The sequence below is a fragment of the Cryobacterium sp. Y29 genome, assembly GCF_002929825.1.
Lineage (GTDB): Bacteria > Actinomycetota > Actinomycetes > Actinomycetales > Microbacteriaceae > Cryobacterium.
The window spans coordinates 36,644-51,404 of sequence record NZ_PJJN01000034.1; the positions used below are offsets into that span (position 1 = coordinate 36,644).

General features: G+C 64.6%; 11 protein-coding genes. 5 read left to right on the forward strand and 6 right to left on the reverse strand.

The features are described from left to right. Nucleotides 1-19 precede the first annotated feature (19 nt). The 5 genes from CXY74_RS10445 to CXY74_RS10465 all read right to left on the reverse strand — a co-directional run bounded on the left by CXY74_RS10445 (nt 20) and on the right by CXY74_RS10465 (nt 8,583). A complete protein-coding gene (locus CXY74_RS10445) occupies nt 20-679 on the reverse strand; it encodes an alpha/beta hydrolase (protein WP_104200382.1) in 660 nt (219 codons plus the stop codon). Nucleotides 680-713: 34 nt separating this feature from the next. Next, nucleotides 714-1,721, reverse strand: a complete 1,008-nt coding sequence (locus CXY74_RS10450; protein WP_104200383.1) for a ring-cleaving dioxygenase — start codon at nt 1,719-1,721, stop codon at nt 714-716. 75 nt (nt 1,722-1,796) lie between these two features. After that, a complete protein-coding gene (locus CXY74_RS10455) occupies nt 1,797-3,044 on the reverse strand; it encodes an MFS transporter (RefSeq protein WP_233193334.1) in 1,248 nt (415 codons plus the stop codon). Between the two features lie 196 nt (nt 3,045-3,240). Next, the gene (locus tag CXY74_RS10460) at nt 3,241-6,939 is read right to left on the reverse strand and encodes a S8 family serine peptidase (protein WP_233193335.1); all 3,699 of its coding nucleotides are present in this window, start codon (nt 6,937-6,939) and stop codon (nt 3,241-3,243) included. A gap of 429 nt (nt 6,940-7,368) precedes the next feature. Continuing rightward, nucleotides 7,369-8,583, reverse strand: a complete 1,215-nt coding sequence (locus CXY74_RS10465; RefSeq protein WP_104200559.1) for an NADP-dependent isocitrate dehydrogenase — start codon at nt 8,581-8,583, stop codon at nt 7,369-7,371. A gap of 158 nt (nt 8,584-8,741) precedes the next feature. On the opposite strand from CXY74_RS10465, the gene CXY74_RS10470 reads away from it, so the two are divergent. Next, a complete protein-coding gene (locus CXY74_RS10470) occupies nt 8,742-9,194 on the forward strand; it encodes a GNAT family N-acetyltransferase (protein WP_104200386.1) in 453 nt (150 codons plus the stop codon). An 18-nt stretch (nt 9,195-9,212) separates the two neighbouring features. Next, entirely contained in the window at nt 9,213-9,551 is a 339-nt protein-coding gene (locus CXY74_RS10475; protein WP_104200387.1) for an MGMT family protein, read from the forward strand. A 68-nt stretch (nt 9,552-9,619) separates the two neighbouring features. On the opposite strand, the gene CXY74_RS10480 is transcribed toward CXY74_RS10475, so the two are convergent. After that, entirely contained in the window at nt 9,620-10,636 is a 1,017-nt protein-coding gene (locus tag CXY74_RS10480; protein ID WP_104200388.1) for a LacI family DNA-binding transcriptional regulator, read from the reverse strand. Between the two features lie 251 nt (nt 10,637-10,887). Between CXY74_RS10480 and CXY74_RS10485 the strand changes: the two genes are divergently transcribed. From CXY74_RS10485 to CXY74_RS10495, 3 genes are all read left to right on the forward strand, one after another. Continuing rightward, nucleotides 10,888-12,123, forward strand: coding sequence for a maltose ABC transporter substrate-binding protein (locus tag CXY74_RS10485; protein ID WP_104200389.1), 1,236 nt, complete (start codon nt 10,888-10,890; stop codon nt 12,121-12,123). A 92-nt stretch (nt 12,124-12,215) separates the two neighbouring features. Beyond that, nucleotides 12,216-13,829 (forward strand): ABC transporter permease subunit, encoded by a 1,614-nt coding sequence (locus tag CXY74_RS10490; protein ID WP_104200390.1) that lies wholly within the window; start codon nt 12,216-12,218, stop codon nt 13,827-13,829. Further along, the gene (locus tag CXY74_RS10495; RefSeq protein ID WP_370446147.1) at nt 13,826-14,728 is read left to right on the forward strand and encodes a sugar ABC transporter permease; all 903 of its coding nucleotides are present in this window, start codon (nt 13,826-13,828) and stop codon (nt 14,726-14,728) included. The genes CXY74_RS10490 and CXY74_RS10495 overlap by 4 nt, the downstream gene beginning before the upstream one ends. Nucleotides 14,729-14,761 lie beyond the last annotated feature (33 nt).

Here is a 14,761-nt window from a genome sequence, read left to right on the forward strand (position 1 = left end):
TTCGCACACTCGCGGCAGGCTACGAGACGGCGCCCAGCCAGGCCACCGCGGCGGCAACATCCGTTTCGGCAATGCCGTGGCCGCCCGCGCGCAGCTCCTGCTGCACCTGCGCGCCGCGCGCTTCGAGCAACGTCACGAGTTTCTGAACGCTCGGCAGCGGTGCCATCGGATCGCTGCGCCCGTTCAGTAGCAGCAGAGCGGATGCCGCCAGCTCTCTCCCGGCGACCCGCGCGTCAGGTTTTGCATTCGATGCAGCCCGGTCGAGCGGATGCATGCCCGAAAACGCGATCACGCGCGGCACCACCTCGGGGTGTAATAACGCCGTCGCAAGCGCGATGTTGGCGCCGTTCGAGAATCCGACGGCGACCAGCGAGCGGTCACCCAATTCATAGTGGTCACGCGCCCAGACCAAAAATCCGGCCAGCTCATCGGCTCGTCGCACCACGTCGTCGGTGTCGAAGACACCCTCTGACAGGCGCCGGAACCAGCGGTTCATACCGTTCTCCTGCACGCGACCGCGCGGGGCGAGCACGGCGGCGTTTCGGTCGAGCGCCGCGGCCAGACCACTGACCTGTTGTTCATCACCGCCGGTACCGTGGAGCATAAGCAGCACGGGCGCGTCGATAGAACCGGGCCGGAACAGGTGCGGCCACTGGGCATTCTCGTTCACGGCGCTCATTCGGCCGGTCCGCTCGACGTGTGCGCGGCGACGCTCATTCGGTGACCGAGGCGGCAACCGAAACCGGTGCCGCAGCATCCGCTGCCCCGGGGTTGTTCGCGGGCGGCAGAGTGATCGGCACGACCGCATTCTCAATGGCCTCACGGCTCGGCTCGAGCCACGGCGGAAGCTTGAGCGACCGGCCGAGCTCGAGGAGCGGCTCGTCAATGTCGAATCCGGGAGTATCGGTGGCGATTTCGAACAGTACGCCGCCGGGTTCGCGAAAATAGATCGAGGTGAAGTACTGGCGGTCGAGAATGGCGGTCACGCCGTAGCCGCGGTCCGCGAGCTGCTCACGCCATTCGACCTGGGTGGCCCGGTCAGGCGCTCGGAAGGCCACGTGGTGCACGCTGCCACCGGCGGTCAAACCGGGCTCATTCGTGGGGTCGGCCAGCACGTCGACGAGGTTGCCCGGCGCGCCGTCGCCGGCGCCCACGCGAATGCGGCCCGCCGTTTCGGAAATGACGTGCATGCCCAGGTCGGCCGTGAGCACCTGCACGGTCTTCGCCGGGTCGGCCACGGTGAGCACGGAGGAGTGCTGCCCGCGAACCGCGAACTCGGCGGGAACGGATGCGGAATCCCAGGGATTACGCGGATCCACCGTCGACGACGCCACCAGATCCAGCTGCAGCCCGTCCGGGTCGCGCAGTGAGAGCCGCTCCTCGTGGGAGGAACGCCCGGTCACGTCAGACTCCACGCCAAGCTTCGCGAAATGGTCCTTCCACCAGCCGATGCTGCCGGCCGGAACCGAGAACGCGGTCGTCGTCGATTGGCCGGCGCCGATGCGACCGCTGCGAATGCCGGTCCAGGGAAAGAAGGTGAGCAATGAGCCGGGTCGGCCGGAATCGTCGCCGTAGTAGAGGTGATAGGTTCCTGGGTCGTCGAAGTTCACGGTTTTCTTGACGAGGCGCAGGCCGAGCCCGGTCACGTAGAAGTCGATGTTGCGCTGTGGGGCGCCCGCGATCGCGGTGACATGGTGCAGTCCGGTGGTCTGGGCGGTCATGAGGTCCTCTCCTGGGCAAATTAAACGTTCAATATTTATGCAAACGCATGTATATCGGGTTTTATTCCCAAATTCTCAGACACGCCGTTCGGTCGGCATCCGTACTGCATAGATGGCCGCGATGACGAGGAAAATCCCGCCGACCGCGAACCCGGCCGAGAACGAGAAGGTGTCAACGAGCAGGCCCGCGACGAGCGGACCGACGATCGCACCGGCATCCGCGCACATGGAGAACACCGACACCGGGCGGCCCCCGTGTGCACCGGCAGCATCGCCTACGGCTGCGGCCGGCGCCGTGCCCATGAACGCGGCGGCGACTCCGTAGACGCAGAGCAGGGCGCCGAGAACCCAGATATTCGGTGAGAACGAGATCGCCACAATCGCGAGTCCGGCGACAGTGAACGCCCCGATGATGGCCGGTCTACGCCCAACGGTGTCGACAAAGCGAGCGGCCGGAGCGAGGGCGAGGGCCTGGGCCACGGCGGCGGCGGCGAGGGCGATGCCGGTCCATGAGCTCGTTCCGCCGAGAACCACGACGACGAACAGGGGAATGAGTGTCGTGCGCACCCCGAGCGAGGTCCAGCCCTGGGCGAAGTTGGCGATACAGGCCGCGCGAAACCGCTCATCGCGCAGCACGGTGCGAAACGGCGTGCGCACGGCGGATGCGTCGCCTCCGGCCAGCGCGCCGCTTCGCCCGCCCGAGCGCAATAGAAACAGCCCGACCAGGCCAGCCACGGTGAGGGTACCAGCGTAGAAGAAGAAGGGCGCCGTCAGGGAGATCGTGGCGAGCAGGCTGCCGATCGCCGGGCCGGCCATGCCGCCGATGAGAAATCCGCCCTGATAGAAGCCGATCGCGCGGGCCCGTCGGCCCGGTTCCGCCGTGCGCAGCAACAGCGTCATCGCCGACACCGAGAACATGGCTGAGCCGATACCGCCCGCGCCGCGCAGCAGCAGCAGTTGCAGGTAGCTGTCTGCGGCGCCGACCAGGCCACTGGACAGGGCGACGATACCGATGCCGATTGCCAGCACGGCGCGCTCCCCCGCCCAGTCGATCAGGCGCCCGCAGACCGGACTGAACACGAAACGCATGAGCGCGAACGCCGAGACGACTGCCCCGACCTCGAGGTTACCCACCCCGAAACTCTGCACATAGACCGGAAGCACCGGAACGACAACGCCGAACCCCACCATCACGAAGAAGGCGATGACGCCGAGCACGATCACGTCGCGATTCAAACGGGGCTTCTGGCTCGTGCTGCCCGGGTCTGATTCGGGTACAGCGGATGCCCGGCGTCGCCCCCGCATCCATTCCGCCACTCGCATCCCTCCAGTTTAAGCCGCCCCGCACCTCGCCCCCGCACCTCGCCCCCGCACCTCGCCCGTCGCCCGTCGCCCGTCGCCCGGGCCGAGTCCGGGCCCACCTTTTGACCATGGGCCCAGTTTCTAACCTGGGCCCACGGACGGGGCCCGGGCCCCGTCCAGAGAGAGACGGGGCCCGGGGTGCGGGCGAGCGGCGGGACTACCGCACGATCAGCAGGGAACGCGCCGGGCTCGTCGCGGCGGCGACCGCGTCGTTGCCGGCGTAGTGGCCGACGACCTTGTACAGGCCACGACCGAGCTTCGGCAGCGTGATGGTGCCGCGCCCGTTCGCGTCGAGCGCCACGGTGAACCGGCGCTTATCGACTGTCACGGTCGCCATGTCGCCGACCGCACCCTTGCTGGTGACCGTAACGGACACCGTGACCCGGCTGGAGAAGAAGACGGCGCGGTGGTTGATACTCAGGGCAACCTTCGCGGCATACTTCACGACGACCCCGACCGACGTCGCCGTGGCACTCGGCCCGCCGGGTACCGTGGCGGTCACCACCACGGTCAATGTGGTTCCGGCGAGCGCCTTGGTCGGTGTGAAGCTCGCCGACGTAGCACCGGCGATGTCGACGCCGTTGCTCTGCCACTGGTAGCCGAAGGCGAGGCCCTCGGTGTTCCACTGGCCGGGGTCAGCGGTCAGTACCGACCCGATCTCTGCCGGACCCGACACGATGGGCGCCACCGTGTTCACCGGGGCATCCGTTTGGCCGCCCTGGCTGGCAGCCACGGTGAGGATCGTCGACGCAGCACTGTCGCCATAGTCGACCACACCGAGGTACGGCGTGTTCGGCACGAGGCCGGCCCAGCTCAGCGTGTATGTAATCGGAACGCCCTGCGGTCCCTGAATCGCGGGCGGGGTCGCTGTGAACCCATTGCTGGGCTCCCCCGACGAGACCGAGAAAGTGTTCACATCGAACGCGGTCGAACCGGAGAACACGTCAACGACCACCTGGTAGAAACCGGCCTCGGGGTCGTTCAGGTCGACGTGCTCGTCAGCCGACCCGGTGGCCGACTGCCAGCCGGCCACCGGGTCGCCACCGGGGCCGTCGAGCAACAGCACGAACAGGTCGAGGTCGGTTGAATCATCAACGGCGTTCAGATCGAACCGGGCCAGCCGACCTTCCTGAATCTCCACCTCGTAGGTGAACTGATCGCCCGTCGTGCCCGCATTGGTATGCGGGCTGGACGGGTCGTCGGCGTTGTTCTGATGTACCCCGTTGGCGAGGCCGGCGAGGTTCAGCGCCACTGGCTCTGAACCGCCTGGGGCCACGGTCACGTCGACCGTGCCGTCCACTCCGGCGCCAGCCACCTCGGTCGGAGCGACGACAGTGACCGGGCGAATGGCGATTGGGCTGTGCACGACGTCGAAGAAGTCGCCCGGGTCACCCGAGCCACCGTTTCCGAAGCCCCAGTCCAGCGCGCCGGTCGTGTACACGTCGAGCGGAGCATCCGTTCGAGTGAACGTCACCGTGTAACTCTGCTTCTCACCGACCGCACCGAACGTCATCTCGGCCGGCGAAACGACAGCGTTGATGCCGGGAATCACGATCGGCAGGGCCGTGTAGGTGCCGACCCGCACCGCGGTGACCGTGCGGGTGACCGTCTCGGGCGCGGTCAACGCTCCGATCTGAATCGACGGCAGGTTCAGGTTGCTCGCATCGATCGGCTCTACGCCGGCATCGAATCCGATTCCCTGCAGGTAGGCCAGCCAGTCGGCCGGGCCGCTCTGGTAGACCAGGCCCGGATAGTCGAAGGACGAGGGATTGACCTGTCCAGCACCCTGCGCGAACGGGTCGGTCACCCGGTCACCATTGGCGTCGACCGTGTCTTTTGCGGTCGTCATCATGACTGATTTGATCTCGGACGGAGTCGCGAGCGGCCGAAAGCCCAGAATGAGCGCGGCGAGACCGGCGATATGCGGGCTGGCCATGGAGGTGCCCGACAGAAACTCGAACGTCGGGTCGGCCCCGGCCGCGTTGGCGCCGTCGGCCAGGATGCTGACACCGGGCGCGGCGATATCGGGCTTGAGCAGGTCGCCGCCGTCGGCAGTAACCGGTCCACGAGAGGAGAACCCGGCCACCTGGGGCACCGGAGTCTGCGTGGCGGTGCTGTTGTCGGGAGTGAACGTGACCGTTGCGCCATCCGTTGCCGAGTACGCGAAGACCGGATCGAAGGCGTTCGCGTCCAGGTGGACGCTCGGCACCGAGTGCTCATCGGTGTCAACGTCAGCCGGTGTGCGGTTGACCAGCAGCATTCCGCTGCCGCCGGCCCGAAGTACCTCGGCCGACTTGGCCACTCGGTCGTAGACGCCGCGCTGGCAAAACACAATTGCGCCGGCCACCTTGATCGGGTCGAGTGAATCCGGCGCGCACAGCAGCGCGTCGGCCGGGTCGAAGCCGTTCACCGATACGAGGTCGGCTCGCACGAGATCACCGGAGAGCGGGGTGGCTCCCGGCGTACGGTCAACGGTGATCGAGGCACCGACGTATTGCGAGCCGTCACCCAGAGCGGCCGTCGCCTCATAGGACGGGATCGTGCTCGCAGCGACCGTGGTGATCCACGGTGATGCGTTGTCGAGGGTCGACGGCGTGGGTCCGGCATTGCCGGCAGAAGCGGCCACGAAGATGCCAGCTGCCGCCGCCCCGAGGAAGGCCTGGCCGGTGGGTGAGAACGTAGTCTGGGCCGGGCCGCCGCCGATCGAGTAGTTGATCACGTCGACGCCGTCGGAGATGGCCTGGTCGATGGCACGCAGAATATCGGTGTCCGTGCATCCGTCATCGGTCGTGACCGAGTTGTCGGGGCCGGACCAGCACACCTTGTAGGCGGCGATTTTGGCGGCCGGAGCCACACCGGAAATGGTACCGAAGTCGACACCGTTCAGATTCGCGGCAACGTCGACGTTTCCGCCGGCGGTGCTCGCGGTGTGCGAACCGTGGCCGTCACCATCGCGCGGGGAGACATATTCACCCGTTGACGCGTCGCCGATTTGGCCGGCGCCGAAGCCGTCGAGAAAGTAACGCGCACCGATCACCTTGGTGCTGCACGCATCCGCTGTGAACTGTTCACCCGTCTGACAGGTGCCGGTAAAGGTGGTCCCGTCGGCTTTGTTCATGGTGATCGTGTCGCCATCGAGCCACGGCTCATCGCCGGGTGTCGTGCCGAGCGATGAGCCGGCAAAGGAGGGGTTTTCCGGGGCGATGCCGGTGTCGAGCACGCCGATCACCACGCCCTTGCCGGCCTCACTCGATCCGCCCAGCTTGGACCACAGTCCGGTCGGCCCGCTCAGGCGCAAAAAGTCGGTCGATGACTCGGCGGTCACGTGACGGAGGGCGTCGGGGACAACCGACACAACGTTCTTCTTGATAGCGAGGGCCGCCGCCTGTTTGCCGGTCAGCTGAGCGGCGAATCCGTTCACCGCGAGCGTGTAGGAATACGCCACCGTGGCGTCAACGGATGCTGCTGCCTCACTCTGCAGTCGGGTGAGATAGTCCTTGTAGGTCTCGGCCGAGCGGCTTTGCGCGTCGAGCTTAGCTCCGGCATCCGGCATGGTCGCCGAGAAACCGTTGACCCCACCCTGGTACAGCGCGACAGCCTGGTTGCTGAGGGTCACGATGTAGCGTCCGGCGGTGAAGTCCATCCGTTGTCCGCCGGGAGCGGCGATGCTGCCGTACAGGCCGGTCGCAGCGGGGGCAGCACCGGCGGGCAGGGTGCCGCCGACGAGTACTGAAGCGCCCACCAGGGCGACGGTGACGGTGGCCGCAATCGTGGCGCGGCGACGTATGCGGGATGTCGGCGCCGGGTTCAGCGCTGAATCCGGCGCCGACATCGTGCGCCTAAAGAAAGAACTCACGTTGGTGTCCAATCCGATAAGGGTGCGAGGTGGTCTCGTTCCACAGCGGGAACGGTTCGCTGTTCCGATGCGCGGGACAGTTCGCTGGTGACCGTAGCGCGCTGACCGTCCTGCGGATAGGGGTATTCCGCAGGTACGTCGGGCAGCGGCGCGCCGACGCGCACCGAGGTTTTCAGCGCGGTCAGTGATCCGATCGCGATGGACGCCCAGTCGAGGTTGCTCGAGTCCGACGATCGTCGCCGCCACGATGCGATACCTCCAAACGAGGGCCGGGATGCGGGTCATGGCCCGATTCTGGCCCCTGCGCGCCGCCACTCCGTCCGCCGCTCCTTCCGCCACCCGGGTACACCCACGACCGGCATCGACTCGCAGATGCACACAGGCCCCGACCAGAACTGGTCGGGGCCTGTGTGCTACTGCTACCAGCGCTTACGCCAGGCGGGTCTGCAGGTTCTCGGCGAGCGAGGCGAGGAACTCTTCGGTGGTTTGGTAGCCCTGGTCGGGGCCGACCAGAAGCGCGAGGTCCTTGGTCATCTTGCCGCTTTCGACGGTCTTGATCACGACGTCTTCAAGGGTCAACGCGAACTCGGCCAGGGCCGGGTTGTTGTCGAGCTTCGCGCGGTGCGACAGCCCGCGGGTCCAGGCGTAGATCGACGCGATCGGGTTGGTCGACGTGGGCTTGCCGAGCTGGTGCTGGCGATAGTGACGTGTCACGGTGCCATGGGCGGCCTCCGCTTCGACGATCTTGCCGTCGGGGGTGGAGAGCACGCTGGTCATGAGGCCGAGCGAGCCGAAGCCCTGGGCGACGGTGTCGGACTGAACGTCGCCGTCGTAGTTCTTGCAGGCCCAGAGGTAACCGCCCTCCCACTTCATGGCCGAGGCGACCATGTCGTCGATCAAGCGGTGCTCGTAGCCGAGGCCGGCCGCTTCATAGGCGGTTTTGAACTCGGCGTCGAAGATGTCCTGGAAGATGTCTTTGAACCGACCGTCGTAGGCCTTGAGGATGGTGTTCTTGGTCGAGAGAAAGACCGGCACGTTGCGCTCGAGGCCGTAGGCCAGGGTGGCGCGAGCGAAGTCGGTGATCGACGAGTCGAGGTTGTACATGCCCATGGCGACGCCGTCGCCAGGGGCCTCGAACACCTCGAACGTCGACGGCTCGCTGCCGTCCTGCGGCGTGAAGGTCATGCTGAGCGTGCCCTTGCCCTTGAAACGAAAGTTGGTGGCCTTGTACTGGTCGCCGTAGGCGTGCCGGCTGATGATAATCGGCTTGTTCCAGCCCGGAACCAGGCGCGGGATGTTGGAAATGACGATCGGCTCACGAAAGATGGTGCCGCCGAGGATGTTGCGGATGGTGCCGTTCGGCGAGAGCCACATCTTCTTGAGGCCGAACTCTTCCACCCGAGCTTCGTCGGGGGTGATGGTCGCGCACTTCACTCCGACGCCGTGCTTCTGAATGGCGTGGGCGGCGTCGATCGTGACCTGGTCGTTGGTTTCATCGCGCTTCTGAATCGAGAGATCGTAGTACTCGAGGTCAATATCGAGGTACGGGTGAATGAGCGTTTCTTTGATGGCGTGCCAGATGATGCGGGTCATCTCGTCGCCATCGAGTTCGACGACTGTTCCCTCAACCTTGATCTTCGACAAAAATTTCTCCTCTTTGTTCAGTGTGGCCGTCACGACCATCGTCGAGCTTACTAGAAACTCACAACTATCTTGACATCGAGATAAATTTGCGAGTGAATTGCGGGTGTCGAAGCGTGGATCGACTATCGGCGGCCCCGGGCGCACGTTAGCCTGAGCACATGGGTGAGCTGACGCTGGAAGAACTATCCGCACGCAATATCGTTGCGGCCAACAACCTGAGCCTGAAGCCGGGCCAGGAGCAATTCATTGCACCGGTCTCGTATTCGGTTGCCGCTTCGGTGATCAACCCGGCCACATCGTGGCAGCGCGTGGTACTTCTCGGCGGCGTCGTCGCGGGGTTCATTCACGGCAACTTCGACCCTCACTCCGAGCACGAAGAGTTTCGCGCCTGCATCTGGCGCATCAACGTCAACGCTGAGACCCAGGGTCAGGGCGTTGGCAAGTTCGCCGCCGAAGCGCTGGCCGCTGAAGCCCGCGATCGTGGTTTCGATCACGTCAACGTCATCTGGGAGCCCGGCGCCGACGGCCCGGAGGCCTTCTTTCACCGTCTGGGCTTCGTCGACGTCGGCGAGACCCAGTACGGCGAGGTCATCGGTTCGCTGAAGCTCTGAGCTGCGTTCAATCTGCGCATGACCACGCCGGAGCCCGATGACTTCGTCTCGCGGGTGCTCGGCGTGGTTGAGTCCATCCCGGCGGGTCGTGTGATGACGTATGGTGCAGTGGCGGCCCAGCTCGGCTCCCGCGCCGCCCGCGCTGTCGGCCAAGTCATGGCTCGCTATGGCTCTGATGTGGCGTGGTGGCGGGTGATTCGCGCCGGCGGGCATCCGCCCATCGGGCACGAGGCCCAGGCGCTGCCGCACTACGAGGCCGAGCACACGCCGCTGCTGTGTGCGGTCAAGGATAAAACGACAACGGATGCCACCTACCGCGTCGACTACACTGCTGCCCGCTGGGCGCCGCGCACGTGAGACCAGAGCGCAGTGGACTAGACCCCAGCCCGCCGAACAGCTGCGGTGAAGGTGCAATCGTGGGCAGGTTACACCGCCGGACGTGCCGTGCTGCCCCGCACGATGAGTTCGAACGGCATGTTGATATTGAGCCCAGTGCGCGACTCCGGGTGCGGTCGGAGTTCTTCCATGAGTACCTCGACAGCCTTCTCGCCCTGCCGTTGCGGAAACTGTGCCACGGTGCTGAGCCCGAAAAAAGTCGCCAGTTCATGGTCGTCGACACCGATCACCGATACGTCCCCTGGCACGACGAGCCCAAGGTCGCGCGCGGCCAGAATGCTGCCGATGGCCATTTCGTCGGAGGCGGCAAAGATGGCAGTCGGGCGTTCGTGCGGCCGCCCCAGCAACTGCTTGGCCGCCTGATAGCCCCCGGCAGTGGTGAAATCGGCCGGACGAAAATCATCGCGGCGCGCTTCAATTCCCGCGGCCACGAGGGCGGCCTCATAGCCGAAGCGCCGGTTGGTCGGCAGGTTGAAGTCCAGATCGAATGCCTTGTCACCGCCGATGTGCGCGATGCGGGTATGGCCGAGTGCAATGAGGTGCTCCGTCGCGAGACGGGCAACGGCGAGATCGTCGACGGTGAGCGTGCGAACGCCGGCCAGCGGACCGCCGACGCCCACGAGGGGCTTGTTTAAAGCGTGCAACCGGGCCACCTCGTTTTCGGTGAGCTCGAGCGAAACCGCGATGACAGCATCCACTCGCTGACGCAGCAGAAAGTGTTCGAAGACGCTGCGGCGAGCTTCGAGTCCGCCGGTGAGGTTGTAGAGAGTGAGGTCGTACCCGTGGCGTTGCAGCGCTTGTTGGGCGCCTTCGACGACACTCGCGAAAAACCAGTGATTCAAGAACGGCACGACCACGCCGATATTCTTCATGCGCCCGGACGCCAGGCTGGACGCGTTCGACGACACGACATACCCCAGGTGCGCAGCGGATGCCTCGACGCGCAGGCGGGTGGCTGGCGACACGTGATGACCGCCGCTGAGCGCCCGTGACACGGTGGCCGTGGATACTCCGGCGTGACGCGCGACGTCGGCAATATTGATCATGAAGTCCTCAAACGTGCCGCCCTCGTTGGTGGCGCAGTTGATATGTTACACATCTTTCAGACACTGCAAGCGATTGCAGAATGATTCGCTCCCGACTCGAGCGACGCTGAGTTTGTTGTCATTTTGTGACCTAATTGTCGTGATTTTAGACTAGCCTCAGTGCAGGCGCGTTGTGCAATCGCTTGCAAAACGAGCCGGTCATAGCCGGCCTGCACCGCTGCAGGCACTATTTTGCGAAAGGCTCCACACCAATGACGGTGAATACCAAGAACCTGCTCCGAGTCGGCGCTCTCGCGGTCGTCGCATCTCTGGCCCTGGCCGGATGCTCCCCCGCATCGTCCGATAACACCAACAGTGACAACTCGTCCGCCAACACCTTGACCGTGTGGGTTGATGCCGAACGAGTCGAGGCCCTGAAACCCGCCGCGGCCGCTTACACCGAAAAAACCGGTGTCGAGGTCGATCTCGTTTCGAAAGACAACGCCACTCTCAAGGACGACTTCATTCAGCAGGTACCCACTGGCAAGGGTCCCGACATCACCATGGGCGCCCACGACTGGCTTGGCGAACTGGTCACCAATGGGGTCGTGAGCCCGATCGAACTCGGCGACAAGGTCGACGATTTTCTCCCCGTCGCCATCACAGCGTCCACCTACGACGGCCAGGTGTATGAGCTGCCCTATGCCGTCGAGAACCTCGCCCTGTTGCGCAACGCGGATCTCGTCCCCGAGGCGGCCAGCTCCTACGAGGACATGATCACCAAGGGCACGGCCGCCGGGGTGACCTACCCGTTCCTGGTCGAGCAGGGTGTTGACGGTAACCCGTACCACCTGTACCCATTTGAAACCTCCTTCGGTGCTCCGGTCTTCGGCACCGACGCTTCCGGCGGTTACGACGCCACAAAGCTTGAGATCGGCAATGCCGGCGGCGAGGCGTTCGCGAGCTGGCTCGGCAGCCAAGGCAAAAACGGCACCGGGGTGTTCAACACCGAGATCACCGGGGACATCGCCAAGACCGCGTTCACTTCCGGCGACGCGGCCTTCTGGCTGACTGGACCATGGAACGTCGGCGCTGCGCTCGAGGCCGGCATCAATCTCGCCGTCGACCCGATCGCCGCTCCGTCAACGGGTACTGCGGCTCCCTTCGCCGGCGTCAAGGGGTTCTTCATCAGCGAGCAGAGCGCGAACAAGGTCGCCGCCAACGACTTTCTGGTCAACTACATGGCTACCGAAGAGGTACAGACCGCATTGTTCGAGTCAGGACAGGTGCTTCCCGCGCTGAAGGCATCCGTTGAAGCTGCCTCGAGCGATCCCGTGGTTGCCGGCTTCGCTGCCGTAGGCGCACAAGCCGTGCCGATGCCCGCCATCCCTGCCATGGGCCAGGTCTGGCAGTTCTGGGGAATCGCCCAGGCCGCCGTCATCAACGGTGAAGATCCGACCGTCACGTGGCAGAAGCTGGCCGCCGACGTGCAGGGCGCCATCGGCTAGAAAACGTACGTTCCCGCGCCACCCCAATGGCCTGTGGCCGCCCGTCCGGCAGCCACAGGCCAGATACCCGTTCACCGTTTGAAAGCAGAACTATGCGCACCGATGACACCGATGCCAGCACAACGAAACCGTCGAAGCGTCACCAACGCGCCGCGATGATCGCCGAGGCGGCGTCCGGTGGCCTCAAAACCATCCTGATCAAAATCACGCTCCTCGGCATCGTAGACGCGATCGCCCTCTACGGATTGTTCACCCTGTTCCTTCAGCAGCAGTGGATCATCTTCGGGCTCGTCGCCGCGGTCACTCTGGTCGTCAACTGGATCTATTTCACGCCCGGCAAGCTACCGGCCAAGTACCTCACCCCCGGCGTCATCTTTCTTGTCGTGTTCCAAATCTTCGTGGTTGGTTACACGGCCTACATCGGCTTCACCAACTACAGCACCGGGCACAACAGCGACAAGGCGCAGGCCATCTCGGCGCTGATGAGCAGCGCCCAGGAGCGTGTGCCCGCTTCCCCGACCTACGCGGTGACGGTGCTCGATCAATTCGGCACGCTGAGCTTTCTGGTCACCGACCCCAACGGTGAGGTCAGCCTCGGTTCGGCCGACAGCCCACTGTCCCCCGTCAACAACGCCACCATCGACGGCGGCGAGGGCGTCGGCCTCTCCGGCTACACGACCCTCAGCTTTCAGGACATCCTGTCCCGCACCACCGAAATCACGGCCCTGGCGGTGCCGTTCTCCGATGATCCGAACGACGGCGCCCTGCGCACCAACGACGGGAGTAGCGCGTACCTGTATCTCTCCTCCCTCGTCTACGACGAGCAGGCCGACACGATGACGGATGCCAAAACCGGCACCATCTTCACCGACACCGGTGACGGCGCGTTTGTTTCCGCAACTGGCGCGGAGATGCTGCCGGGCTGGCGCATCAACGTGGGATTCGACAACTTCGCCCGCGCGTTCACCGAGGAAGGCATCCGTACCCCGCTGATCAGCGTGACCCTGTGGACCATCACCTTCGCCACGCTGTCGGTCGCGACCACGTTCTTCCTCGGGCTTTTCCTCGCGATCGTATTCAACGACATGCGCATGAAGGGCCGTAAGTTTTATCGTGTCGCCATGATCTTGCCGTACGCTTTTCCTGCGTTCCTGTCCGCGCTGGTCTGGGCTGGAATGCTCAGCGAAAGCTTCGGCTTTGTCAACCAGGTTCTGCTCGGCGGCGCTGAGATTCCGTGGCTGACCAATGCGTGGTTGGCCAAGATCAGCGTTCTCGTGGTGAATCTGTGGCTTGGCTTCCCGTACATGTTCCTGGTCTGCACCGGAGCTCTGCAATCCATTCCGGCAGAGCTGGAAGAAGCGGCCACGGTCGACGGCGCCAAGCCCTGGGCGGTGTTCCGGCTGATCAAGCTGCCACTGCTCCTCGTCTCCGTTGCCCCCCTGCTCATCGCATCGTTCGCCTTCAACTTCAACAATTTCAATCTCATTTACATGCTCACCGGCGGCGGGCCGCGCGATGCCGCGGCCGATGTGAACGTCGGGGCCACCGACATCCTGATCTCGATGGTGTACAAGGTCGCGTTCACCGGTCAAGCGCGCGATTACGGACTCGCCAGCGCATTTTCGATCATCATCTTCATTCTGGTTGCGGTCATCTCCGTGGTCGCGTTCCGCAAGACCAAGGCACTCGAGGAGTTGAACCGATGATGTCTGTCGACGGGGCCACGCGGGTAATCCCGCTCAAACGTCCGTTCACACTTCGGCGCTGGTTTGCTCGCACCGGCTGGCGTCACCTGGTGGGCATCGTCATGGTCGTGTTCTCCGGCTTTCCGCTGCTGTACGTGCTGTCGGCGTCGCTCAATCCGCAAGGCACTCTCACCGGATCGAACCAGTTGTTCTCGCGCATCGGCTTCGATGCCTACGCTCGCATTCTCAGCACGCCCGAAGCCCCCTTTGCGTTGTGGTTCGGCAACACCATCGTCGTCGCCGCGACGACGGCTATCCTCACCGTGTTCCTCGGCGCCCTCGCGGCATATTCTTTTTCGCGCATGCGCTTCACCGGTCGCCGCGTGGGGCTGCTCACCCTCGTCCTCGTGCAGATGTTTCCGCAGCTGCTCGCCGTCGTTGCGATCTTTCTGGTGATGAGTACGATCAGCGATCTGTTCCCGGCAATCGGCCTGAATACGCAGATCGGGCTGATCATGGTGTACCTGGGCGGAGCTCTCAGCGTGAACACGTACCTTATGTACGGGTTCTTCAACACCATTCCCGCATCAATCGATGAGGCCGCCAAGATCGACGGGGCCAGTCACGCTCGTATCTTTTTCACGATCATTCTGCGGCTCGTCGCCCCGATTCTGGCCGTGGTGGGGCTGCTCTCGTTCATCGCGACGACGAACGATTTCGTGGTCGCCAGCGTGCTGCTGATCGACCCGGACAAGCAGACCCTCGCCGTTGGACTGTACCGGCTGGTGTCCAACCCGAACTACGCCGACTGGAGTGCCTTCTCGGCCGGGGCAGTGCTCGCCGCCCTGCCGGTGATGGCGTTGTTCCTCTACCTGCAGAAGTACATCGTGGGCGGCCTCACCGCTGGGTCGGACAAGTAGCGGACGGCTGGCCCGACCGCGGCAAGTCGAACG

What these genes read in the sequence shown, in the direction of transcription:
- CXY74_RS10450 (WP_104200383.1), bottom strand. Translation starts at nt 1,721, where the DNA reads ATGACCGCCCAGACCACCGGACTGCACCATGTCACCGCGATCGCGGGC.
- CXY74_RS10475 (WP_104200387.1), top strand. Translation starts at nt 9,213, where the DNA reads ATGACCACGCCGGAGCCCGATGACTTCGTCTCGCGGGTGCTCGGCGTG.
- CXY74_RS10485 (WP_104200389.1), top strand. Translation starts at nt 10,888, where the DNA reads ATGACGGTGAATACCAAGAACCTGCTCCGAGTCGGCGCTCTCGCGGTC.
- CXY74_RS10495 (WP_370446147.1), top strand. Translation starts at nt 13,826, where the DNA reads ATGATGTCTGTCGACGGGGCCACGCGGGTAATCCCGCTCAAACGTCCG.
- CXY74_RS10470 (WP_104200386.1), top strand. Translation starts at nt 8,742, where the DNA reads ATGGGTGAGCTGACGCTGGAAGAACTATCCGCACGCAATATCGTTGCG.
- CXY74_RS10480 (WP_104200388.1), bottom strand. Translation starts at nt 10,636, where the DNA reads ATGATCAATATTGCCGACGTCGCGCGTCACGCCGGAGTATCCACGGCC.
- CXY74_RS10455 (WP_233193334.1), bottom strand. Translation starts at nt 3,044, where the DNA reads ATGCGAGTGGCGGAATGGATGCGGGGGCGACGCCGGGCATCCGCTGTA.
- CXY74_RS10445 (WP_104200382.1), bottom strand. Translation starts at nt 679, where the DNA reads ATGAGCGCCGTGAACGAGAATGCCCAGTGGCCGCACCTGTTCCGGCCC.
- CXY74_RS10490 (WP_104200390.1), top strand. Translation starts at nt 12,216, where the DNA reads ATGCGCACCGATGACACCGATGCCAGCACAACGAAACCGTCGAAGCGT.